This window comes from Pseudomonas sp. D47, assembly GCF_045447305.1.
GTDB lineage: Bacteria > Pseudomonadota > Gammaproteobacteria > Pseudomonadales > Pseudomonadaceae > Aquipseudomonas.
Genome location: NZ_JBJGXU010000068.1, coordinates 1 through 21,966 on the forward strand (window position 1 = coordinate 1; position 21,966 = coordinate 21,966).

The window sequence follows — 21,966 nt, forward strand, 5'->3', positions numbered from 1 at the left end:
TACCCCGCGCGCCCACGACAACCAAAGAACTCAACCCATAAAAAGATGTGTAAATACCTAAGGCCATCGCAGTCAAACCAGCTCCCACATTTTGATCTTCATAAGGCTGAAATCAGGCGTAGTAATCAACCGCGCTGGAGCCCACGACGGTCTGGGTCACCGGCGCGACGGCCGCCGCCACTTCAGCATGATCACCGGCATCACCGCCATCACCCCGCCCACCGCCACCACTCACACCGCGCGCCTGGTTCTGCTGTTGTTGCTCCTGACCTTGCCCCTGCCAGCCACGGGACTGGTCGGACACATTCACGTCAACCTGCCCCATGCCTTGCTGGGCAAACATCTCGCGCAGGCGGCCGGACTGGCTTTCCAGCGCTTCACGCACCACGGCGTGGCCACTCATGAAGGTGACCTGGGCCTGTTGGTCCGCCGCCATGTTGACCTTGATATCCAGGCGCCCCAGCTCAGCCGGCTGCAACTGGATCTCTGCCGACTTGAGGTTGGCGCTGGACAGGTACATCACGCGGTTGACCACTTCTTCGGTCCAGCCGCTCTGGTGCATGGCCAACGGCGCATTCGCCACCGGCGGCAAGGCATTCGCGGTTTTCGGCGTGGCGGCCTGTGTCAGCGCAGCCAGGCGGTTGGCGAAATCATCGACGCGGGTGTCACTCCTGGCGTCTTTCAGATCCTTGAGGCCGCCTTCGATCAGCCCGCTGAAGGCCTTGTCGCCGCCCTGGTCAGTGCTGTCTTTGGTGGCTTGCTGGTCGACCATATTGGCAAGGCCGGCAGCGAAGCTCTGTGCAGCGGTCGGCTGGTCCTGAGACGTCGGGGCGGCCTTCTGCGGCGTCTGGCTGCTGGCCGAGACGTGACCGCCCTGCTCCATCGCCAGGCGCACGGCCGGCATCGAGTCCAGCGGGTCGGCGTCAGGGTCGAAGGCAGGCTGCTTGACCTCATCCGTCGCCACAACAACCGGCAACGCCTTGTCGTCCTTGGCGGCTACAGGCGCCGGCGTTTCCACGGGGACAGGCACGGCAACCGGGGTGACGGTGGCAATCACTGCCGGGTCGACGACGGGGTCAACCGGGGGTTGTTGCGCCAGGGATGGGTCGGTGGGCTTGTCGTCGTCACTGCTGGCGTCGTCGGATTTAGTCGGCGGTTTGGCAGGCAAGGGATTGCCGCTATCGGCAACGGCTGGCTTACTGGCGGCAGGCTTGTCGTTGCTGGAAACGGGCTTGGAGTTGGTGTCCGGCGACTTGTCACGCGTGACTTTGGCCGGGGCGTCGTCGATCTTCAGCGTCGGTTTCGGGCTTTGATTTGCAAACACTTGAGCGAAGCCAGGCCCCTTGTCTCGCGGGCTCGCAGCCGCTACTGGGGGCGTAGAGACAGACGCTTGAGGCTTGGCCGCAGGGGCAGCCTGAAGGAGCGAATTCGGGGCGACTGGCATAGGTAAAGGTCTCCACTGCATTGGGGGTCGGGGATGCAGTATTGGGAGATATAGCAAGAGTCGGGCCAGATTACACTTTGCAGGCAAATGACTCGCTTAATGTGGGAGCTGGCTTGCCTGCGATTGCGGTGTAACAGTGCCAGATGGGCTGACTGACTCACCGCTATCGCAGGCAAGCCAGCTCCCACAGTTGGGTCGCCATTAATAGCTGTTACGAAGGTGACTCAGAGACTGAACCGCTGCCGTTCCGACTCATACAACGGCCGCACCAAAGCAAACTCATGATCAATCTGATCAACCAACGCCCCAAGGTCCGCCGTCGACTGGCCCGATTCAGCTTCCAAGCGCTGACACAACTGTGCCAACCGCACCGCCCCAAGGTTGCCGCTGCTGCCTTTGAAGCTGTGCGCAATCTGCCCCAACGCCTTGGCATCATCGCGCGCTTTGCGCAACGCCTCGACACGCTTCTGCGAATCGTCCAGAAAGGTATCGAGCAGCTTGGGATACTCGCTCTCCATAACCTCCTGCAAACCCGACAACACATCAGGGTCCAAATGAATCTCTGCCACTTGTTCGCTCCTTGATCAAGAATCGGCGGATTATGCCAGAGCCCCCCAGCAAAACTCCACGCATACGCTACGCCCGCCATCCGACCAGCGTACATTGCTGCTCAACTGCCGCACCAGGCTCAAGCCCCGGCCAGACAGACGGTCGATATCCAGCGGTCGCGCCAACACCTGTTCCACGTCAAACCCAAGACCACTGTCCTCGATACGCAGCGTCATTGTGCCGCCAGTGCCCGTCGGCACGACCTGCACATGCACACGCACATAACCGCTGCTCAATTGCCCCAGCCGCTCATTGCGCTGGCGGTAATAGTCGGCGAACCCCTGTGCATCGCGCTTGAGCCGCGAATCCAACCCCAGTACCCCATGCTCCAGCGCATTGGAATACAACTCGGCCATCACACTGTAAAGCGCCCCGCTCTGCTCACGCATGCCATGAATTTCCAGCAACAATTGCAGCAGATACGGCAACGGGTTGTAGCTTTTGAGGGTCTGCGCGCGGAACTCGAAACTCACCGACCAGTCCAGCGGGCACGACTGCCCGCTGTCGGCATATATCGGCTCGGCCGCCCGCAACGGCTGGCCGGCCTGCAAGGTGATCTCGACCATGCTGACGTCATCCCGCGCCTGGCCACGAAACGCCGCCAGTGCCAGTTCGATATCTTCGAACAAGCGATCAGGCTCACGGTTGGCCGCGAACACCTGCTGCAAGCGCTCGGCGCCGAACAGCTGGTCATTGGCATTAGCGGTGTCCAGCACGCCATCGGAGAGCAAAAACACACGGTCGCCCAAGGCCATGGGCCAGACTTCGGTGCTGTCATCAAACCTCTCGGCCGAGAGCACACCTAACGGCAAGTGCCGCGACACCAACGGCGTACGCTTGCCCGTGGCGACTTCATGCACATAACCTTCGGGCATGCCGCCGTTCCACACCTCCACCACACGCCGCTGGGCACTCAGGCCTATCAGGGTGGCGCAGCAGAACATGTCCACCGGCAGGATGCGCTTGAGCTTGGCGTTCATCTCGCGCAGGGTCTGCGCCAGGCCGTAGCCCTTGGCGGTCATGCCGTAGAACACTTCCGCCAGGGGCATGGCACCGACGGCGGCAGGCAGGCCGTGCCCAGTAAAGTCACCAAGCAGCACGTGCATGTCACCGGAGGGCGTGTATGCCGCTAGCAGCAGGTCGCCGTTAAACAGCGCATAGGGCGATTGCAGGTAGCGAATGTTCGGCGCCGCGTTTATACAGCCCGAATGCGCCACCTTGTCGAACACCGCCTTGGCCGCGCGCTGCTCATGCAGCAGGTAATCGTGGTGCTTGGCGATCAGGTCACGCTGCTGCAACACCGTGGCTTGCAGGCGGCGCAGGCGGTCCATGGCGTTGATCTTCGCCGCCAGGATCACTTGGTTGTAGGGCTTGGGCAGGAAGTCATCGCCGCCGGCATCCAGGCATTGGGCCAGGGCTTCGCTCTCGCGCAGCGAGGTGAGGAAGATGATCGGCACCAGTGCTTCCCCGGCAAGCTGCTTGATGCGCCGCGCGGCTTCAAAGCCGTCCATCACCGGCATCAGCGCGTCCATCAACACCAGTTGCGGGCGCTCGCGGGTAAACACCTCGACGGCCTGCGCGCCGTCGGCGGCGGTGAGCACCTGATGACCCTGGCGCCGAATGATGGTCGACAGCAACAGCAAATCGGCAGCGCTGTCTTCGGCGATCAGGATCGTCAGCGGTTCGAGAACCGGGGCCAGGGTGCTCAACTGATGTCGAACAGTTTGTCGAAGTTAGAGATGGCGAGAATCTTACGCACATCGGAGTTGCTGTTGATCACCTGCACTTCGGCATTATCGCCACCGGCATGGTCACGCAACAGCAGGAGCATGCCTAAGGCGGAGCTGTCCATGTAGGTGGTGTCTTTCAAGTCCACCACGTAGACCTCGGGCACCTTGTAGAACCGCTCGTAGGCATCACGAAAGGCTTGGTGGCTACCGAAATCGAACCGCCCCGTGACGGTGATCATCAACTTCGTCCCATCCAGGGATACTTCTGATTCGACTGACATACGACTGCTTCCTTGTCATTGGCAATATGCAACAAGGTTTAGCAGGTGAACCGGGTATGGGCAACACAGACGACCAAATGTGGGAGCTGGCTTGCCTGCGATAGCATCACTGCGGTGTGCCTGATCCACCTCGGTGCCTGTATCGCGGGCAAGCCCGACTCCCACAGTGGGCCGGTGGTGGCCGTTAGTACGGTGATTGGCGTGGAAGCCGCTGTGAGAGCTCGTCGAGCAGCTTTTGCTCGCGTTTATCTTCAATCGCCCGCGCTTCGTCGATATAGCGCTGCACCAGCTTGCGCAAGCCTTCGACTCGAGCAAACGCCGCTTGCCAGCTTTCACGGGCTTTATCGAGGTTGTTCTGGTGCCAGGCCAGGCTCTGGCGCTGTTGGCCGACAGCGGTTTCCAGCTGGTTGAGGAAGCCTTGGTAGCCCATCAGCCATTGGCCGGACACACCCTTGCTGCCGCGTTCGATCCACTGCTGCTGGTATTCACCACGAAAGCGCTCCAAGTCGCCGAGCTTGCTTTGCGCCAGGCGCACCTGGCCTTGGAAATAACCCAGGCGCTGGACCGCAGTTTTCTCGGCCTTTTCGGCCATGTCCACCACCGGTGCCAAGCGTGAAGAACGCGTACTGGCCATGGCTTAACCGCCTGGCGCCGGGGCGAAAATCGAACCCAGGTGCGCTTCGCTTTCGCCCATGCTGATCTTGTCGTTGAGGCCCTGGCGCAGGTAGGTCACCAACTGCGGTTGCAGGGCAATCGCCAGGTCGGTCTCGCGATCACCACCGGCCACATAGGCGCCGACGCTGATCAGGTCACGGCTCTGCTGATAACGCGACCACAGTTGCTTGAAATGCTGCGCGCGAGCCATGTGTTCCGGCGTGACCACCGCCGGCATTACCCGGCTGATCGACGCTTCGATGTCGATGGCCGGGTAGTGCCCTTCTTCGGCCAAGCGTCGCGACAGCACGATGTGGCCGTCGAGCACGCCCCGCGCCGAGTCGGCAATTGGGTCTTGCTGGTCATCGCCTTCGGACAACACGGTATAGAACGCGGTGATCGAACCGCCGCCGGCCTCGGCATTACCGGCGCGCTCCACCAGCTTGGGCAGCTTGGCGAACACTGACGGCGGGTAGCCTTTGGTGGCGGGCGGCTCGCCGATGGCCAGGGCAATTTCCCGCTGGGCCTGGGCGAAACGTGTGAGCGAGTCCATCAGCAACAGGACGTTCTTGCCCTTGTCGCGAAAATATTCGGCGATGCGCGTGCAATACATGGCGGCGCGTAAGCGCATCAGCGGCGCGTCATCGGCCGGGGACGCGACGACCACCGAGCGCTTGAGGCCTTCTTCACCGAGGCTGTGCTCGATGAACTCCTTAACCTCACGGCCCCGCTCACCGATCAGCCCGACCACGATGATGTCGGCCTCGGTGAAGCGCGTCATCATGCCCAGCAGCACGGATTTACCCACACCGGTACCGGCAAACAGGCCCAGACGCTGGCCGCGCCCGACCGTCAATAAACCGTTGATGCTGCGAATACCCACGTCCAGCGGCACGCTGATGGGGTTGCGGTTAAGCGGGTTGATGGTCGGGCCGTCCATCGGCACCCAGTCTTCAGCCTTCATGCCGCCTTTGCCGTCCAGCGCGCGACCGGCACCGTCGAGCACGCGGCCGAGCATGCTCATGCCCATCGGCAGGCGGCCGGTATCGGCCAGCGGCACCACCCGGGCACCGGGCGCGATACCCGCCAGGCTGCCCACCGGCATCAGGAAAATCTTGCTGCCGGAAAAGCCCATCACTTCGGCTTCGACCTGCACCGGATGGTAGCTGTCGTCGTTGATCACCAGGCAACGGCTGCCCATGGCGGCGCGCAGGCCTTCGGCTTCGAGGGTCAGGCCGACCATACGCAACAGGCGCCCTTCGAGGATGGGCTGGCCGGGCAGCTCAGTGGCCTCGGCGTAGCCGCTCAGGCGCTTGGCGAAGCTGGTGCGATCAAGGCGCATCAGGGGCGTCCAGGTCCACGCTCAGGTCGGGCTCGGCCGGGTGCAGGACTTGTTCGTGGAGCTGGTCAAACAGTTTGGCCATGATCTGGCTGATGCGGGTTTCGACGGTGGCATCGATACGGCTGTGTTCGGTTTCGACGCGGCAACCACCGGGCTGCAGCGCCGCGTCCTCGACGATGCGCCAGGTTTCTTCATGGCGCTCGCGCAGGGCTTTGACCTGTTCGAAATCCTGCGGGTTGATGTACAGCCGCACATTGCCAACGCCCAAAGGCAGCAGCTTGAGGGCTTCGCGCATCACGCTTTCGATATGGCTGGAATCGAGCGCCAGTTCGCGCTGGATCACCTGGCGGGCGATGTGCTCGACCAGGCCGACCATGGATTTTTCCAGTTGCGAATCTTGTTCGGCAATAGGGTCGAACAGGCTGCGCATCAAGCGTTCCAGGCTGCCCAGTTTGAGGCCCAGCGCCGCTTCGGATTCCTGGCGGACCTTGAGGGTGGTGCTGCGAAAACCGTCTTTTTCGCCCGCTGCGAAGCCTTCGTTGTAGGCCTCCTGGCGGATAGCTTCCAATTCTTCGAGGGTCAGTGGCTGGACTTCATCCAGCGGCACTTCTTCCATCTCAGCAGGCGTTTCAACCACCGGCTCAGGCTCAGGCTCCGGCACGTGCGGGTCGAAGCTGGGCAACGACCAGATGTCGAACCCGCCGACATCCCGTGCGCGAATCAGATCGCTGGGCGTCTCATCTTTGTTCGACATGGGCAGCGCCTTAGATCATTTCTTCGCCGCCCTTCCCGCCGAGAACGATTTCTCCGGCTTCGGCCATACGGCGGGCAATGGTGAGGATTTCCTTCTGGGCGGTTTCCACGTCGCTGACGCGCACTGGGCCTTTGGCTTCCAGGTCGTCGCGCAACAGTTCGGAAGCACGCTTGGACATGTTCTTGAAGATCTTTTCCTTGACGCCTTCGTCGGAGCCCTTGAGTGCCAGTACCAGCACATCGGAGGAGACTTCGCGCAACAACGCCTGGATGCCACGGTCGTCGACATCGGAGAGGTTGTTGAACACAAACATGAGGTCTTCGATCTGGCCGGACAGGGTGTCGTCGATCTCGCGGATCGAGTCCATCAACTGGCCTTCGACCGAGCTGTCGAGGAAGTTCATGATGTCGGCCGCGCGCTTGATGCCACCCAAGGTGGTGCGCGAGGCGTTGGAATTACCCGAGAACTGCTTCTCGAGAATCGTGTTGAGTTCTTTCAGCGCCGCCGGCTGCACGGTGTTCAGCGACGACACGCGCAGGATGATGTCCAGGCGCACTTTATGGTCAAAGTGGCCGAGCACTTCACCGGCCTGGTCCGGGTCCAGATAGGCGACGACGATGGCCTGGATCTGCGGGTGCTCGTAGCGGATCACGTCGGCGACGGCGCGCGGCTCCATCCATTTGAGGCTGTCGAGGCCGCTGGTGTTGCCGCCCAACAGGATGCGGTCGATCAGGCCGTTGGCTTTGTCTTCGCCCAGGGCCGAGGTGAGCATCTTGCGGATATAGCTGTCGGAGCCGACGCCCAGGCTGGTCTGGTCGCCGACGATCTCGACGAACTCGCTCATCACCTGCTCGACTTGCTCACGGTGCACATTGCGCATTTGCGCCATGGCCACGCCTACGCGTTGAACCTCTTTGGGGCCCATGTGGCGCAGCACTTGTGCGGCGTCGGTCTCACCCAAAGACAGCAGCAACACTGCGGCTTTGTCGACTTTGGTGAGCTTGGCAACAGCGGCTCGATCATTCATCTGCGTTAATCCACTCTTTCACGACCTGGGCCACACGGCCCGGGTCTTCTGCCACCAGACTCTTGATTGCGTTCAACTGAGCGTCATAGCCTTCGCTCGGGCTTGGCAACAGAATGCTTTGCGGGCCACCGAGGCTGACGCGGTCGTTGGCCAGTTCACCATCCAGGCCGCCCATGCCACCCAACTCGACGTCGCTGCCGGCCAGGGCCAGCTGTTTCTTGCCATGCCCGGTGATGTTGTTGAGCACCGGGCGCAGCACGCCAAACACCAGCACCAGGATGAACAACACACCCAGCACTTGCTTGACGATGTCCCAGAACCACGGCTGGGTGTAGAAGGCCGGGTCGGTGATGACTTCACCACGCTCGACGGAGAACGGCATGTTGATCACGCTGACGCTGTCACCGCGGCTGGCGTCAAAACCGACGGCGTCCTGCACCAGGCGCGTGAAGCGCGCCAATTCGTCGGCGTTCCATGGCGCACGGGTCACTGCACCGTCAGCGGCATTGACCTTGACTTGGTCATCGACCACCACCGACACCGACAGGCGATTGATTTTGCCCTGTTGCTGCTTGGTGTGGCTGATGGAACGGTCGAGCTCGAAGTTCTTGGTCGACTGGTTACGCTTGTCGGCTGGGTACGGCGCGAGCATCGGCTGGCCGGTGGCCGGGTCCATGATCTGCTGACCGTTGGCGTCCAACAGTGGCTGGCCAGGCTGAATCGCGCCTGCGGCCGCGGCGGCGCCACCGGTGGTTTGCGGCGCCGAGGCCGGGGCTGGTGGCTGGTTGCTCAGGGCACCCGGCACACCTTGCGGGCCATTGCTGGCGGTGCGTTGTTCGCTGGTCGACTGTTCGCTGCGCAGGGCCGGCTGGTCCGGGTTGAACTGCTCGGACGTCGACTCGACGGCGCTGAAGTCGACGTCGGCGGACACTTCAGCTTTGTAGCGGTCATTGCCCAATACCGGTTGCAGGATGTTGTGCACGCGCTGGGTGAGCATGCTTTCCATACGGCGGCTGTAGTCGAACTGCTTGCCGGCCTGGGTCAGCGCGGAGTTTTCCGCCATGTCGGACAGCAGGTTGCCCTTCTGGTCGACCACGGTGATTTGCGACTTGCTCAATTCGGGAACGCTGGTGGCCACCAAGTTGATGATCGCCAGGACTTGGCCGGGCTCCAAGGAGCGGCCGGAGAACAGCTCGACCAATACCGAGGCGCTTGGCTTGCGTTCGTCACGCACGAACACCGAGCTTTTCGGAATCGCCAGGTGCACGCGGGCGCCTTTGACGTTATTCAAACTGGAGATGGTGCGCGCCAGTTCGCCTTCCAGGCCACGACGGTAGCGGGTGGCTTCCATGAACTGGCTGGTGCCCAGGCCTTGGTCCTTGTCGAGGATTTCAAAACCGATATTGCTGTCGGACGGCGTTACGCCGGCGGCGGCCAGTTTCATCCGTGCACGGGCCACATCATCGGCCTTGACCAGCAAGGCACCGGAGTTGGGTTCCACGGTGTAGGCGATGTCGGCGGCGGCCAGGGTTTCCATGATCTGCTTGGAATCCATGCCGGCCAGGCTGCCGTACAGCGGGCGGTAATCAGGTTGCTGCGACCACAGCACCACGGCAAAACCAATCGCCACGCTGGCAGCCAGGCCGACCATCAGGCCCACCTGACGCAACATGGTCATTTCGGAAAGGTTTTCCAGGAACGACAGGCCAAACAGCGGCGGCTTGCCGTCTGCCTTGGCGGGTACGTTGTCCACGACTGCTTCTGCCATGACTTAAATCTCGTCCTTAAACCGGCATCTGCATGATGTCTTGATAAGCCTGAACCAGCTTGTTACGCACTTGGGTCAAGGCCTGAAAGGAAACACTGGCCTTTTGCGAGGCCACCATCACATCGGTGAGGTCCACGCCGCTTTTGCCGATCTCGAAGGCGGTGGCCAACTGACTCGAGGCTTGCTGGGTATCACTGACTTTGTTGATTGCCTGACCGAGCATGTCGGCAAAACTGCTTTGGCCCAATTCCGGCGCTGGCGCGACGGATTTCGGTTGAGCCATGGCATCCATTTGCATGGAGCGCATATCCAACATCAACCGATTGAACTCAATACCCTGGCTCATGACCTTCTCTCTCCGACGACCCGCAATTTTTTGACACTACGCAACGATTACTGGGGGTAGTAGCAACAAGGGTGCCAGCTCCATGGCAGCTTGTAAGAAAAGGCGACAAACCCTGTCGGCCTACACATTTTTTAGGTGGCGAAAAGGTAGGCTTCCACATCCATTCCCGCGTCGCGCATCTGCGCCAGCTTGTAGCGCAAGGTGCGCGGACTGATGCCTAAGCGTTCGGCAGCCTCTTTGCGGCGGCCGCGCTCGGCGCGCAGGGTGTCGATGATCATCTGGAATTCGCGGCGGCGCAGGTCGTCGCCCAAGGCGCCAGCGGACTCGGCTTCGGCGACCACCACAGGCGCCGGCGCCAGGCTCGGCAACGGTGCTGCGCCACTGCCAACGGCCAGGCAGAAGTCTTGCGGCTGGATCAGCCCGCCTTGCTGCAAAATCAGCGCGCGCTGGATGGCGTTATCCAATTCACGCACGTTGCCGGGCCATGGGTAGCTGATCAGGCAGGCCTGAGCCTCAGCCGACAGCCGCGCCTGGGCATGCTTCATTTTCTTGACGTGGTTGTTCAACAGGCGCTCGGCCAGCGGGATGATGTCCGCCGGGCGCTCGCGCAAGGGGCGCCAGGCCAGCGGGAACACCGAGAGTCGGTAGAACAAGTCTTCACGGAAGCGCCCCGCCGCCACTTCGCCCGCCAAATCACGGTTGGTGGTGGCGACCACGCGAATGTCCAACTGGATCGGCTTGCGCGCGCCCACGCGCTCGACTTCGCGCTCCTGCAATACCCGCAGCAGCTTGGCTTGCAGGCCCAAGGGCATTTCCGAGATTTCGTCGAGCAGGATGGTGCCGCCGTCGGCCTGTTCGAACTTGCCGGCCTGGGCGGCGATGGCGCCAGTGAACGAGCCTTTTTCATGGCCGAACAGCGTGGCTTCGAGCATGTTGTCGGGAATCGCCGCGCAGTTGATCGCGATAAACGGTTGTTTGGCACGGCCGGATTGCTGGTGGATATACCGCGCCAGCACTTCTTTACCGGTGCCGGACTCGCCGGAAATCAACACAGTGGAATCACTGCGCGCCACACGGGCCGCTAGGTCCAGCAGTTGCGCGCTGGCCGGCTCGAAGGCAATCGGACCCTCGCCTTCGACGCTCGAAATCACGCCGAGTGCGTGACGGGCGACCAACTCGATCAAGGCTTTGGGCTCGAACGGTTTGACCAGGTAATCCGCCGCCCCTTGGCGCATGGCGTCCACCGCACGCTCCACGGCGCCATGGGCGGTCATCAGCAGCACCGGCAGTTGCGGCTGGCGCGCACGCAGCAGGCTGAGCAACTGATGGCCGTCCATGCCGGGCATGTTCACGTCGCTGACCACCAGGCTGAAGGGCTCCTGCTCCACGGCCTCCAAGGCGTCCTCGGCAGAACCGACCGCCCGGTAGTCATGGCCCGCCAACAGCAGCGTGTCAGCCAATGCTTCACGCAGGGCGCGATCGTCTTCCACCAATAAAACCTTGATAGCCATAGTCGTTTTACTCCGCGCTTGCCGCGCCGAAAAACAGCGGCAAGGTCATCAATGCACAGGTGCCACGCCCCAATCGGGAATGCAGTTGCAATTCTCCCTGATGAGCACGCGCCACTGCCTTGACCACGGTCAGGCCCAGGCCAGTGCCGTTAGTCTTGGTGGTAAAAAAAGGTTCGCCCAGGCGCTGCAACACCGCCGGGTCGATGCCGCTGCCGTTGTCGCTGATGCACAGGCGCAGGGTTTGCTCACGGCAGTACAGGTGCACTTTAAGCTGTGCACCCGGGCCGCTGGCCTGGGTGGCGTTTTCGATCAGGTTGAGCAAGGCGCCGACCAGCGTGTCGCGGTTGCACAGCAACTCGCCTTGGTGGCTGTCGCACTGCCAGCGCACATTCGCCTCTTGAATATGCGTGGCGGCGGCCGCTTGCAGCGACTGCATCAGTGCGCACGGCGTGACGCGATCGGTCAGCGGCAATTCGCCGCGGGCAAACACCAGCATGTCGCGCACCTGGTGCTCCAATTCATGCAGGCGCTCCTTGAGGCGGCCAGCAAATCGTTGGTGGGTGGCCGCGGGCAATTGCTCATCAGTCAAATGACTGGCGTAGATCAGCGCCGCCGATAACGGCGTGCGGATCTGATGCGCCAAAGAAGCGACCATCCGCCCCAGTGACGACAACCGTTCATGGCGCGCCAGTTGGTCTTGCAGGTGACGGGTTTCAGTCAAGTCATTGAGCAGCACCAGTTGGCCGGGCTCAGCGTCCAGGGAACGGGTGGCGATCGAAAGTCGGCGGCCGTCCTTGAGGGAAATTTCGTGGCCATCGTCTTCGCGCGGCGCAAAGCAGCGGGTAATGACATGGCGCCACAGCTCGCCTTCAAGCGGTTCGCCGAGCAAGTCGCTCGCGGCCGGGTTGGCTTCACGGACACGGCCCATTTCATCGATGACGATCACGCCACCGGGCAACAGGTCGAGGAGGTTTTGCAGGCGGTTGGCCAGGCGCTCTTTCTCGGCCAGCTCTTCCATGCGCTGGGCACTGACCACCGCCAACTCGCCTTTAAGCTCGGAAACCCGGGCTTCGAGCAGGCTGTAAGAGTCGGTGAGCTGGTTCGACATCTGGCTGAACTGCGAGAACGCCTGTTCAAGACCTTGCCGGGTAAGCGGCTCTGCGGACGGAACGAGCCCTGGGATAGCAGGGCCTGAAGAAAGTTGGGCGGCGTGGGGCATCATGCTCTCTCGCTTGGCTGACCGTCAGTTAAACGGAACGTTGCGAGGGCTGTAGCAATACCCGTGCCGAAAAAAAACTATCTATATTTCAGTGACTTAAAAAACAGGCGTCAATCATCTGCCTGTTCATCACCTTCTCGACGGCTCATGCCGTACTTGCGCATCTTCTCAACCAGGGTGGTTCGGCGGATACGCAAGCGTTCGGCGGCACGCGCAACGATGCCATTGGCATCGTCCAGCGCCTGCTGGATCAAGCCTTGTTCGAGGCTACCGAGGTAGTCTTTCAAGTCCAGGCCTTCGGGCGGCAGCATGGCGGTGGAACCGAAGTCCGGCGTATGGCCGTTGATGGCCACGCGTTCTTCCAGGTCACTGCGCAGGCTGTCTACCAACTGCTCGTCTTCGTCATCGACGTAGCGGAACTTCTTCGGCAGCTCGACCACGCCGATCACACCGTAGGGGTGCATGATCGCCATACGCTCCACCAGGTTGGCCAGCTCGCGGACGTTGCCCGGCCAGCCGTGGCGGCACAGGGACATGATCGCAGCGGAGTTGAAGCGAATCGAGCCGCGCTTTTCGTGTTCCATGCGCGAAATCAGTTCGTTCATCAGCAACGGGATGTCTTCCACGCGCTCACGCAGCGGGGCCATCTCGATGGGGAATACGTTGAGGCGGTAGTATAAATCTTCGCGGAAGGTGCCGACCTCGATCATGCTTTCGAGGTTCTTGTGCGTGGCCGCGATGATGCGCACGTCGACGCTCTGGGTCTTGTTGCTGCCCACGCGCTCGAAGGTGCGCTCCTGCAATACGCGCAGCAGCTTGACCTGCATCGGCAGCGGCATGTCGCCGATTTCGTCGAGAAACAAGGTACCGCCATTGGCCAGCTCGAAACGCCCGGCACGGCTGGTGATCGCCCCGGTAAAGGCGCCCTTCTCATGGCCGAACAATTCGCTTTCGAGCAGCTCTGCCGGGATCGCCCCGCAGTTGACCGGCACAAAAGGCCCGTCGCGGCGCTTGGAGTGATAGTGCAGGTTGCGCGCAACCACTTCCTTGCCGGTGCCCGACTCGCCGAGGATCAGCACGCTGGCGTCGGTGTCGGCCACTTGCTGCATCATCTGGCGCACGTGCTGGATCGCACGGCTGGTGCCGACAAGGCTGCGGAACAGGTTGGGTTCACGGTGACGGCCGCACTCGCGGGCCTGGTCGTACATCTCGCGGTAGACCTGGGCACGGTGCAGCGAGTCGAGCAATTTGCTATAGCTGGGCGGCATTTCCAAGGTGGAAAGCACGCGGCGGCGCTGGTCTTCCGGCAGGTCCACGGAAGAAATATCGCCCATCAGCAACACGGGAAGGAACTCATCCCAGGTCGCCAGTGTCTTTAAAAGGCCTTGAACTGCGCCAGGAGCGTTTACCGTCCCGATCAGCACACAAATGACTTCACGGCTCGATGACAAAGAGCTGACCGCCTGCTGCCAATCATGGCTGCCGCAGGGAAAATTTTCTTCACCAAGAAAATTTAAAATCACCGCCAAATCGCGGCGGCGGACGCTATCGTCATCGATCAGCAGAATTTTGGTTTCACGCCACATGCAATAGCAACTTCCCTAGTAAAACTTCCTGCCCCAGAGTGAGGGCAATCAAGACGCCCGTAAGACTTATTACCTTACTAGACGTCTGAAATCTGAAAACAGCACTAGTTAAGTCAAAAATGCGAGCACAGTCAAATATATGACGCGCCGTTCGGATTAACTGAGCCCATTCAGCCGAACAGATGGTAAACCTTTGACGCATTTTTAGCTTGGTTGATCTGCGACATCTCTTCGAAAATCGCCTGACGCTCGCCGGTGGTTACCTCAAGCAACTGCTGATAAACCGCCAGCAGGCTTTCCAGCTTTTCCCGCAGCGCGTCTTCATCTTCCGGCGCCTCGCTGAGCGCCTCATCAATCACTGCGCGGCAACCCAGGTCCAACTCGCCAACGGCTTCCCAGTTGCGCTCCGCCAGCGCGCCGATCAGGGCTTCGCGGGTTTCGTCGATGCGTTGCAGTGCGTGGCTCATGATGTGTACCTCAAGGCGATCCGCCTTATTGTGGAGCGATGGCATCCCAGCCGGTTTTGACGGTGATCAGCAGACGGGCGACTTCGTCGATCATCTCGACATCATTCACGTGGTTGGCCTCGACCAAACGATTGCTCATGTACTCATACAAGGCGTCCAACCGTTGCACTGCCGCCGGATCCTCGGCCTTTTCCGGCTCCAGACCGTCGCGCAGGCCAGAAATAATTTCAATCGCTTTGCCCAGCATCAACCCTTTCTGGGCGATATCCCCACGAGCTAATGCGCCCTTGGCTTGCGCCATGCGATCGAGGCCACCCTCCATCAGCATCTGCACCAGGCGGTGCGGGCTGGCTTCGGAGACCTGAGCATGGGAACTGACCTTCTGGTACTGGCGAAGGGCTCTCATCGGGTTCATGTTGCTACCTCGTAACTGGCGACAATCGAATAGGTTTGCTTAACCAGTTTTTCGACCGTGGCGATAAAAACTTTAATCCAGAACCCTGCGCCAAGGCCCTGAAGCAGGGCCTGCGCGCGCTCCGTCTATCAGTCCGACTTCGGATTGTTCAGCGAGTTGAGGGTGGTCATGATGCTTTTGCTGCTGGCGTTGATCTGCGCGATCATGGTGTCCATCGCCGTGTACTTGGCCATCAGGGATTTTTGCAATGCATCCATACGCTGCTTCAGATCATCCGTCTGCTTGGTCAAGTCAGTCAGTTTGTTATTGAGATCTGTAGCACGTGTCGCCAGGGTGCCAGTGGTGCCCACATAGCTCTTGGTCGCCTTGTTCATGCGCGTGATCAAGCCAGTGTCGCCGGTGAACAGCTTGGCGATATCACCCGCCCCCTTGACCACAGCCTTGTCCCACGTCTTGTCATCCAGGCTCAGCAGGCCGGTTTTCTGGTCGGTGGTTATACCCATCTGCGCCAGGCTGCTCATGCTGCCTGCACCGGAACCGTTGATCAGCTCGGAGCGTAGGCTGTTCACCAACTGCCGCATCGATGCATCACCAGTCAAGGCACCCGCGGTGGTGGTCGACGCATCGCCGGTTGCAGTGACTTTAGTCTGGGTATTGATGGCGGTCATCAGCGTGTTGTATGAGCTGACAAAGGACTGCACCGAGGTTTTCAACGTGTCAGTGTTGCTGCCCACGGTAATTGTGGTCGGCTTGGTAATGTCAAAGGTATCCAACAGGTCCAGAGTCACGCCACTGATCGCCGAAGTGATCTTGTTGCTGGTGGAGGACATGTCAATGCCATCGATGGAGTACTTGGCATTGGTCGGCGCCTTGCCCTTGTCATACCCGGTAGCCAGTTGCGAATCGCCGCTGAGGGTGATGTCGGTGCCTTCGCCCATATTCGTCGAGGTCAATACCAGTCGCGCGCCATTGGAGTCGCTCAATACGTTGGCACTGATACCCTGTGAGGAAAGCTGGGTGTTGATGGACTCGCGCACCTGTTGCAAGGTTGCGCCGCCAGGGATCACCACGTCGTAGCTTTTGCCCGACTGGTTGATGGTCAGCGTCTGGTCTTCGTCCGTGCTGTTGGCCTTGCCCGATGCGCCATCAACATTCACCGCCGTGGTGACTTTCGAAGCGGTCGCCAGGTTAGCGATCTTCAACAGGTACTTGCCGCTGGATGCTCCGTCACCCAACGTGACTTTGGCGTTTTTCTCTTCCGAGGAAGTCGCCGCCAAGCCGTTGAATGCGGAGGCGTTATTCAATTTGGTGATCGCCGCCTGGTAGGCTTCCAACGCCGTCTTGATCGAACCAACTGCCGACAACTGGACGGTGGCCGTTTTTTGCTCGTTGGTGATCTGCTGTTGTTTGGGCGCTTGCTCAGCCCCCACCAACGCCTTGACGATAGCTTGCGTGTCGTAGCCCGAACCTGGGCCGGAAATCGTTGAACTAGCCATTTGCCTTTCTCCTTGTCCTGCGGCGGCCGTTTTTTTGGCGCTTATACGCCCTGACCGCTATCAGAGACATGTTTCGTGCCAACTCAAGCCTTGCTATCAAACAACAGGCTGCTGGCATCGCTCAGGTTTTGCGCCAACTTCAGCGCTGTCTCCGATGGTATCTGTCGAATCACTTCACCACTGTCAGTGGCGATCACCTTGACGACCACTTTGCCAGTGCTGTCGTCGATGGAAAAATCCAGGTTGCGCTGTGAAGCCTGCACAAACTCTCGTATATCGGTTACCGCTTTTTCCAGCGCGACGCGTTGTGGCTCTTCGCCCTGGACGGGTTCACTGCTGGTGCTGGCTATAGTCTTTGCCTGAGCCACCGGTGCGGGGCTAGGCTGGGCTGTACCAGAGGCGTAAGGCGTGTTCAGCTTAATGCTCATGTCCATGTCACCACCTCCAAACTGAAAAAACGGAAGGGCACGTCGTTAAACGCACCCTCCCGTTATTTAACCGCTAGCCGATATTACTGAAGCAGCTTCAGTACAGCGGATGGCAGTTGGTTGGCCTGGGACAGGATCGCAGTGGAAGCCTGTTGCAGGGTTTGTTGCTTGGTCAGTTCAGCCGCTTCAGAAGCAAAGTCAGCGTCTTCTACGCGGCCTTTGGCAGCGGAGGAGTTCTGCGAAATGCTCTGCAGGTTGGCCACGGTGCTGGTAAAGCGGTTTTGTACGGCACCCAGCTGCGAACGCTGGCTGTCGATCTGCTGCATGGCATCGTCCAGAGCCTGGGTAGCCTGCTGCGAAGAAGCGGCAGTCAGGATGCTCAGGTCGGAAACGCTGGTTTCCATGGTGACGGCGGATTTGGTGCCGGCCGCTGCAACAGCGGTCAGACCCAGTGCAGCCAGACCAGTACCGGCACTGCCATCTTTGATGGTGATGTCTTTGTCAGCAAACAGGTTCAAGGTGCCATTAGCGTTTTTGCTGGCTTGAACACCGGTGCTGGCACTGTTGATCGAGGCTACGATCGCGTCAGAGGTGTCGCCCTTCTTGAATTTGACTTCAACGCCGTTTACGTCAATGGAGGTATCAGCGGTCAACTTGGCTTGAGTAGTACCAGCCGACAGACCCAACTGCGACAGAGAACCACTGGCGGTATTGGCAAGTTTGATATCTGCACCGTCACCCGAGGTAAGCTTGACGCGACCATCAGCAAAAGTAGCGGAGGCACCGTTAGCAGCACCACCTGCAGCGGTAGTCAGCTTGGTCAATACGCTTGTCAAGGTATCAGTGTTAGTCCAAGTCACGGCATTGCCATTGACAGAGACTGCACCTGCTGCACCCATAGCGCTTGCGCCAGTAGTTGCTACAGCTGCGGTAGTACCAGGAGCGCCAAGGCCAAGCTTGGCCAGACCGTCAGTTGTAGTACCGCCAGCCAGTCCCAAATTGATATCGCTCTTGGACGACAGTGTTACAACGCCGGCAGCATCCGTGGTAGCAGTAACGCCAGTCTGAGCGGTTGCAGCGTTGATATCTGCAACCGCAGAGGTACCACCAGCAGCGCCTGCAGCGGCGGCGGTCAGGTTAATGGTTACACCATTGATGGTGAATGCGTCGCCTGTAACGATCGCTGTAGCTGCAGTACCAGTTTTGGAAGCCTTATCACCCAGCACCGCACCGGTAGCAGTGGCTGCCAGACCTTTCATTGCTGCGCCGTCGACAGCAGCCTCTTTGTAGTTACCCTTCAGTGCGGTCGAACTAATGTCGGTCATGCCGAACGAGATAGTCTCGTTGGCGTTGGCGCCGATCTGGAATGCTACGTTGTTGAACGAGCCGTCCAGCAGGTTACGACCACCGAAGGTGGTGGTGCTGGCGATACGGTTCAGTTCGCCCACTTTAGCGGTGAATTCTTGCTGCAGGGACACACGGTCAGCGTCGCTTTTATCACCGTTGGATGCTTGCAGGGCGAGTTCACGCAGACGCTGCAGGGTGTTGGTGGATTCTTGCATCGCGCCTTCAGCGGTCTGGGCGATCGAAACACCGTTGTTGGCGTTGGAGATGGCAACGTTCAGGCCTTTGACCTGGTTGTTCAGACGGTTGGCGATCTGCATGCCGGCAGCGTCGTCTTTGGCGCTGTTGATTTTCAGGCCGGAAGACAGACGGTTCATCGACTGGCTCAGAGCGTCGGAAGCTTTGTTCAGGTTCTTCTGGACACCCAGGGAAGTGATGTTGGTGTTTACTGATAATGCCATGACGAAATCCTCGTGAGTTGGATACTGCGGCTTCCGGCCCTGGCAACCGCCGGGTGTGGCCTAGAGAACCTTCGTAATAGTTATCGTCGTGTCGCGCGGTTGCTTGAGGGTTTTTTTGAAATTTTTTACTAGCACCGTGCCATCCCTTGCAATTCAAGGCTTTAGCGCGGCTTAAAACCCCGGTTTCATTGGCTTTTCTGGCGCCAATAAAAAAACGCCGATGATCGTTTGATCATCGGCGTTTTGTTGTTCAGCCTATTAAGGTGTCACGGACGATAGAGAATCGCCGAGCCCCACGACAGGCCCACACCAAAACCACTGATTGCCACGCGCTTCCAGGTGGCATCCATCACGTGCTTTTCCAGCAGCAGCGGAATGCTCGACGACACGGTGTTACCAGTCTCGACCATGTCCTTGATGAACTTGTCCACCGGCGCATCTTCGAAACGCCGCGCCACGGCGTCGACAATCGCCGCACTGCCCTGGTGAATGCAGAACGCATCGATGTCGTCAGCCTTGAGGTCCGACTCATTGAGCAGTTCGTGCAAATGCGCCGGCACCTTGAGCAAGGCGAAGTTAAACACCTGGCGGCCGTTCATGAAGAACACGCCGTCGCTGACCTTAAGGTGCGGCGCGCCGGAACCGTCGGTGCCGAACTTGGCTTTGCCGAGCAACCACGGCGCGTCCTCGCCCATCCAGGTGGCGGTGGCGGCGTCGCCGAACAGCATGGTGGTGTTGCGATCTTCCGGGTCGACGATCTTCGAATACGGGTCGGCGGTGATCAGCAGGCCGTTTTTCAGGCCCGTGGCTTCCATGAAGCCCTTCATCGCGTAGATGCCGTAGACGTAGCCGGAGCAGCCCAGGGAAATATCGAACGCCGCGACGTGGGTCGGCAGGCCAAGTTTGTCCTGGACGATGGCGGCGGTGTGGGGCAAACCCTCTTCATCGCCGTTCTGGGTGACGACGATCAGCGCGTCAATCGACTCGCGCTTCAAATTCGGGTTGTTGGCAAACAAAGCGTTGACCGCCTCGACACACAGATCAGAGGTTTCCTGTGCAGCTTCCTTGCGCGGCAGGAACGCCGATCCGATCTTGCCAATGATGAATTCTTCATCCTTAGCGAATTTGGCACCCTGGGCGTAGTTATCGATCCCGTCTGCCGGCACGTAACTGGCGATGCTTTTTATGCCAATCATTGTGGCTTCCCAATACTAAATAGCTGGAGAACACCCCGCGAACTGCCTCGGGGGCGCTGACAATAAAGGGGATAACCCCGCAAAAATCTCGCTGAAAGCCTGCGCGCAACGACCTGGCGACGACTTATCCTTTTCACACGATACAGTGAAGATGCGCTTTATGACTCACAGGTCACTCAATTTTGTGTGCTTTATGCAAAACCTTCAAACAATTAAGTCGCAGAAACGACAACGGCCCACCGTGTTTCCAGGGTGGGCCGTTTGGGGTGACGCCGATTACATCTTGTTGAACAGGCTCAACTGGGAGATTTTCACGAAGGCCAGCTGCGAGGCCTGCAGCATGGTTTGCTGCAGGCTCAAGTTGATGGCGGCTTCTGCGAAGTCGACATTGCCCAGCGCGTTCATGGTCGTGGTGTTTGCCAGATCCAAGCTAGTGTTTTCCTGGCTTTGGATGCTCAGGGTATTCAGGCGCGCACCAATGGAGCCCCGCGCCTGGTCGATCTGAGTGTAAGCATTGGTCAGGTTGCCAATGGACCTGGCCACCACATCCTTAAGTTCCTTCTGCGCCGCCGGGTTGCCGTCTGACGGCGTTTCCAGGGTTTTGCGCAAATGGCTCAGGGTGTCGAGTACGTTCTCGTTCTTGTTGCTGGTGGCACCAATCGAAAACTGGTCGCCGGCTGCCGGCGCCGGCGCGGTAGTGACATCAAACGTCACACCTGCCGCCGTAATCGACGTGGCGCCAGCAGCCAAGGTACCGCTGGCGATGGATTTGCTGTCTGCCGTGTAAGGTTGCGCATAAAGATCGTAGGCGCCGGCTGCGCCAAACTTGACGATGACACCAGAGTTGGGAAAGGTGCTGGCATAAGCGGCCGGATCGCTCACCGTGCCGTTGCTCAGCTGTGCCGTGCTCGGATTGCTCGGGGTGCGCGAGACACTGAAGCTGTCAGGCTTGACCGACAGGCTGAACTCGCGGTCTTTGACGATGGCATCCGCTGGCGCACCGGGCAGGATGTCTTTGCCCAGCGCATCTTTGCCCAGGTTCAGCCCGATGTCGAACTTGACCCCGCGCAGATTGACCGTTGACGCGCCTTCCTTGGTAGAGTCAAAAGTGCCGTTGCCCGGAATCTCGGAAGTGATGTCCTTGCCAGCGTTGTCGGTCACCACGTACTGGGTGCTGCTGGTAAACGTCAGCTTATAAGGCTGACCGTCCGAAAAGCTGCTGTTATAGCTGGTGTTGGCAGCAATCAGACCGGCCGATAGGGTGACTTTGCCATCATCGACCGCTGGCGGTACAAGAATAGGTGCCGTTTGTGTACGGCCCGTGTTCGCCGAGCCTTCAAGCATACTTTTTGCGGTATTGCCCATGGCGATCGACAAATTCTCCGCAACCTTCAGGCTCAACGGCGTGTCATCGCCTTGATAGCTGTAGGTACCATCGTTGTTGCGCGCGTAAGGAGGGGTGTCGGTCTTGCTCCCCGAGAACAAATAGTTACCGCTGGCATCCTTGGTATTGAGCAAACCCAGGACTTGGTCCTCAATGGCGCCAACCTCGGCGGCAATCGATTTGCGGTCAGCGTCACTGATGCCAACGTTACCCGCCTTCAGCGCCAGCTCACTGGCCCTCTGAATCGCAATATTGATGTTTTCCATCACGCTTTCTTGCGTGGTCAGCGAGTTTTTCAGCGTGTCGATATTGCCGTTGAACTGCCCCAACATGTCTTTCTGCTGCTGGAGCATCAACAACCGCGCCGCCGCGACCGGATCATCCGCAGCCGTTTGCACGCGTACACCGGTGGTTGCCTGATCCTGGGCTTTCACCACACTGGAATAGTTACTCTGATACTTGGCGGAGCTGGTCTCGAAATATTGCTGTGTAGAAATACGCATC

At 59.7% G+C, this 21,966-nt stretch carries 20 protein-coding genes; all 20 read right to left on the reverse strand.

Annotated features, from left to right (window positions below; translation table 11 throughout):
- Positions 1-112 precede the first annotated feature (112 nt).
- A complete protein-coding gene (locus tag ACI77I_RS27470) occupies positions 113-1,444 on the reverse strand; it encodes a flagellar hook-length control protein FliK (protein ID WP_406999329.1) in 1,332 nt (443 codons plus the stop codon).
- Positions 1,445-1,668: 224 nt separating this feature from the next.
- Entirely contained in the window at positions 1,669-2,013 is a 345-nt protein-coding gene (locus ACI77I_RS27475; protein ID WP_094951620.1) for an Hpt domain-containing protein, read from the reverse strand.
- 30 nt (positions 2,014-2,043) lie between these two features.
- Positions 2,044-3,762 carry a fused response regulator/phosphatase gene (locus ACI77I_RS27480; protein WP_094951619.1) on the reverse strand — a complete coding sequence of 573 codons (1,719 nt, stop codon included), beginning with the start codon at positions 3,760-3,762 and terminating at the stop codon, positions 2,044-2,046.
- A complete protein-coding gene (locus ACI77I_RS27485) occupies positions 3,759-4,064 on the reverse strand; it encodes an STAS domain-containing protein (RefSeq protein ID WP_094951618.1) in 306 nt (101 codons plus the stop codon). The genes ACI77I_RS27480 and ACI77I_RS27485 overlap by 4 nt, the downstream gene beginning before the upstream one ends.
- A 184-nt stretch (positions 4,065-4,248) precedes the next feature.
- Positions 4,249-4,698: a flagellar export protein FliJ gene (fliJ, locus tag ACI77I_RS27490; RefSeq protein ID WP_094951617.1), complete on the reverse strand. Its 450-nt coding sequence runs from the start codon at positions 4,696-4,698 to the stop codon at positions 4,249-4,251.
- A gap of 3 nt (positions 4,699-4,701) precedes the next feature.
- Positions 4,702-6,060: a flagellar protein export ATPase FliI gene (gene fliI, locus ACI77I_RS27495; RefSeq protein ID WP_094951616.1), complete on the reverse strand. Its 1,359-nt coding sequence runs from the start codon at positions 6,058-6,060 to the stop codon at positions 4,702-4,704.
- Positions 6,050-6,814 carry a flagellar assembly protein FliH gene (gene fliH, locus ACI77I_RS27500; protein WP_094951615.1) on the reverse strand — a complete coding sequence of 255 codons (765 nt, stop codon included), beginning with the start codon at positions 6,812-6,814 and terminating at the stop codon, positions 6,050-6,052. Before fliH ends, fliI begins: the two co-directional genes overlap by 11 nt.
- Positions 6,815-6,824: 10 nt before the next feature.
- A complete protein-coding gene (gene fliG, locus ACI77I_RS27505; RefSeq protein WP_053257308.1) occupies positions 6,825-7,841 on the reverse strand; it encodes a flagellar motor switch protein FliG in 1,017 nt (338 codons plus the stop codon).
- The gene (gene fliF / locus ACI77I_RS27510; protein ID WP_094951613.1) at positions 7,834-9,609 is read right to left on the reverse strand and encodes a flagellar basal-body MS-ring/collar protein FliF; all 1,776 of its coding nucleotides are present in this window, start codon (positions 9,607-9,609) and stop codon (positions 7,834-7,836) included. The genes fliG and fliF overlap by 8 nt, the downstream gene beginning before the upstream one ends.
- 16 nt (positions 9,610-9,625) lie before the next feature.
- Positions 9,626-9,955, reverse strand: a complete 330-nt coding sequence (gene fliE / locus ACI77I_RS27515; RefSeq protein WP_017134937.1) for a flagellar hook-basal body complex protein FliE — start codon at positions 9,953-9,955, stop codon at positions 9,626-9,628.
- Positions 9,956-10,086: 131 nt separating this feature from the next.
- Positions 10,087-11,466, reverse strand: coding sequence for a sigma-54 dependent transcriptional regulator (locus ACI77I_RS27520; protein WP_094951612.1), 1,380 nt, complete (start codon positions 11,464-11,466; stop codon positions 10,087-10,089).
- A gap of 7 nt (positions 11,467-11,473) precedes the next feature.
- Positions 11,474-12,685: a PAS domain-containing sensor histidine kinase gene (locus ACI77I_RS27525; protein WP_094951623.1), complete on the reverse strand. Its 1,212-nt coding sequence runs from the start codon at positions 12,683-12,685 to the stop codon at positions 11,474-11,476.
- A gap of 110 nt (positions 12,686-12,795) precedes the next feature.
- Positions 12,796-14,271, reverse strand: coding sequence for a sigma-54 dependent transcriptional regulator (locus ACI77I_RS27530; protein ID WP_406999331.1), 1,476 nt, complete (start codon positions 14,269-14,271; stop codon positions 12,796-12,798).
- A gap of 170 nt (positions 14,272-14,441) precedes the next feature.
- Positions 14,442-14,738: a flagellar protein FliT gene (locus ACI77I_RS27535; RefSeq protein WP_263273708.1), complete on the reverse strand. Its 297-nt coding sequence runs from the start codon at positions 14,736-14,738 to the stop codon at positions 14,442-14,444.
- Positions 14,739-14,763: 25 nt separating this feature from the next.
- Entirely contained in the window at positions 14,764-15,153 is a 390-nt protein-coding gene (gene fliS / locus ACI77I_RS27540) for a flagellar export chaperone FliS (protein WP_263273709.1), read from the reverse strand.
- Between the two features lie 128 nt (positions 15,154-15,281).
- Entirely contained in the window at positions 15,282-16,649 is a 1,368-nt protein-coding gene (gene fliD, locus ACI77I_RS27545; protein ID WP_406999334.1) for a flagellar filament capping protein FliD, read from the reverse strand.
- Positions 16,650-16,732: 83 nt separating this feature from the next.
- Entirely contained in the window at positions 16,733-17,083 is a 351-nt protein-coding gene (locus tag ACI77I_RS27550; RefSeq protein WP_263273711.1) for a flagellar protein FlaG, read from the reverse strand.
- A gap of 77 nt (positions 17,084-17,160) precedes the next feature.
- Entirely contained in the window at positions 17,161-18,882 is a 1,722-nt protein-coding gene (locus tag ACI77I_RS27555) for a flagellin (RefSeq protein WP_406999336.1), read from the reverse strand.
- 266 nt (positions 18,883-19,148) lie between these two features.
- Positions 19,149-20,078, reverse strand: coding sequence for a ketoacyl-ACP synthase III (locus ACI77I_RS27560; protein ID WP_406999338.1), 930 nt, complete (start codon positions 20,076-20,078; stop codon positions 19,149-19,151).
- 276 nt (positions 20,079-20,354) lie between these two features.
- Positions 20,355-21,965: a flagellar hook-associated protein 3 gene (locus tag ACI77I_RS27565; RefSeq protein ID WP_263273714.1), complete on the reverse strand. Its 1,611-nt coding sequence runs from the start codon at positions 21,963-21,965 to the stop codon at positions 20,355-20,357.
- Position 21,966: the final 1 nt, after the last annotated feature.

Bases quoted from the DNA above. Each gene is read 5' to 3' on its own strand.
- ACI77I_RS27470 (WP_406999329.1), bottom strand. From the start codon at position 1,444: ATGCCAGTCGCCCCGAATTCGCTCCTTCAGGCTGCCCCTGCGGCCAAG.
- ACI77I_RS27485 (WP_094951618.1), bottom strand. From the start codon at position 4,064: ATGTCAGTCGAATCAGAAGTATCCCTGGATGGGACGAAGTTGATGATC.
- fliJ (WP_094951617.1), bottom strand. From the start codon at position 4,698: ATGGCCAGTACGCGTTCTTCACGCTTGGCACCGGTGGTGGACATGGCC.
- fliI (WP_094951616.1), bottom strand. From the start codon at position 6,060: ATGCGCCTTGATCGCACCAGCTTCGCCAAGCGCCTGAGCGGCTACGCC.
- fliH (WP_094951615.1), bottom strand. From the start codon at position 6,814: ATGTCGAACAAAGATGAGACGCCCAGCGATCTGATTCGCGCACGGGAT.
- fliG (WP_053257308.1), bottom strand. From the start codon at position 7,841: ATGAATGATCGAGCCGCTGTTGCCAAGCTCACCAAAGTCGACAAAGCC.
- fliF (WP_094951613.1), bottom strand. From the start codon at position 9,609: ATGGCAGAAGCAGTCGTGGACAACGTACCCGCCAAGGCAGACGGCAAG.
- fliE (WP_017134937.1), bottom strand. From the start codon at position 9,955: ATGAGCCAGGGTATTGAGTTCAATCGGTTGATGTTGGATATGCGCTCC.
- ACI77I_RS27520 (WP_094951612.1), bottom strand. From the start codon at position 11,466: ATGGCTATCAAGGTTTTATTGGTGGAAGACGATCGCGCCCTGCGTGAA.
- ACI77I_RS27525 (WP_094951623.1), bottom strand. From the start codon at position 12,685: ATGCCCCACGCCGCCCAACTTTCTTCAGGCCCTGCTATCCCAGGGCTC.
- ACI77I_RS27530 (WP_406999331.1), bottom strand. From the start codon at position 14,271: ATGTGGCGTGAAACCAAAATTCTGCTGATCGATGACGATAGCGTCCGC.
- ACI77I_RS27535 (WP_263273708.1), bottom strand. From the start codon at position 14,738: ATGAGCCACGCACTGCAACGCATCGACGAAACCCGCGAAGCCCTGATC.
- fliS (WP_263273709.1), bottom strand. From the start codon at position 15,153: ATGAACCCGATGAGAGCCCTTCGCCAGTACCAGAAGGTCAGTTCCCAT.
- fliD (WP_406999334.1), bottom strand. From the start codon at position 16,649: ATGGCTAGTTCAACGATTTCCGGCCCAGGTTCGGGCTACGACACGCAA.
- ACI77I_RS27550 (WP_263273711.1), bottom strand. From the start codon at position 17,083: ATGGACATGAGCATTAAGCTGAACACGCCTTACGCCTCTGGTACAGCC.
- ACI77I_RS27555 (WP_406999336.1), bottom strand. From the start codon at position 18,882: ATGGCATTATCAGTAAACACCAACATCACTTCCCTGGGTGTCCAGAAG.
- ACI77I_RS27560 (WP_406999338.1), bottom strand. From the start codon at position 20,078: ATGATTGGCATAAAAAGCATCGCCAGTTACGTGCCGGCAGACGGGATC.
- ACI77I_RS27565 (WP_263273714.1), bottom strand. From the start codon at position 21,965: ATGCGTATTTCTACACAGCAATATTTCGAGACCAGCTCCGCCAAGTAT.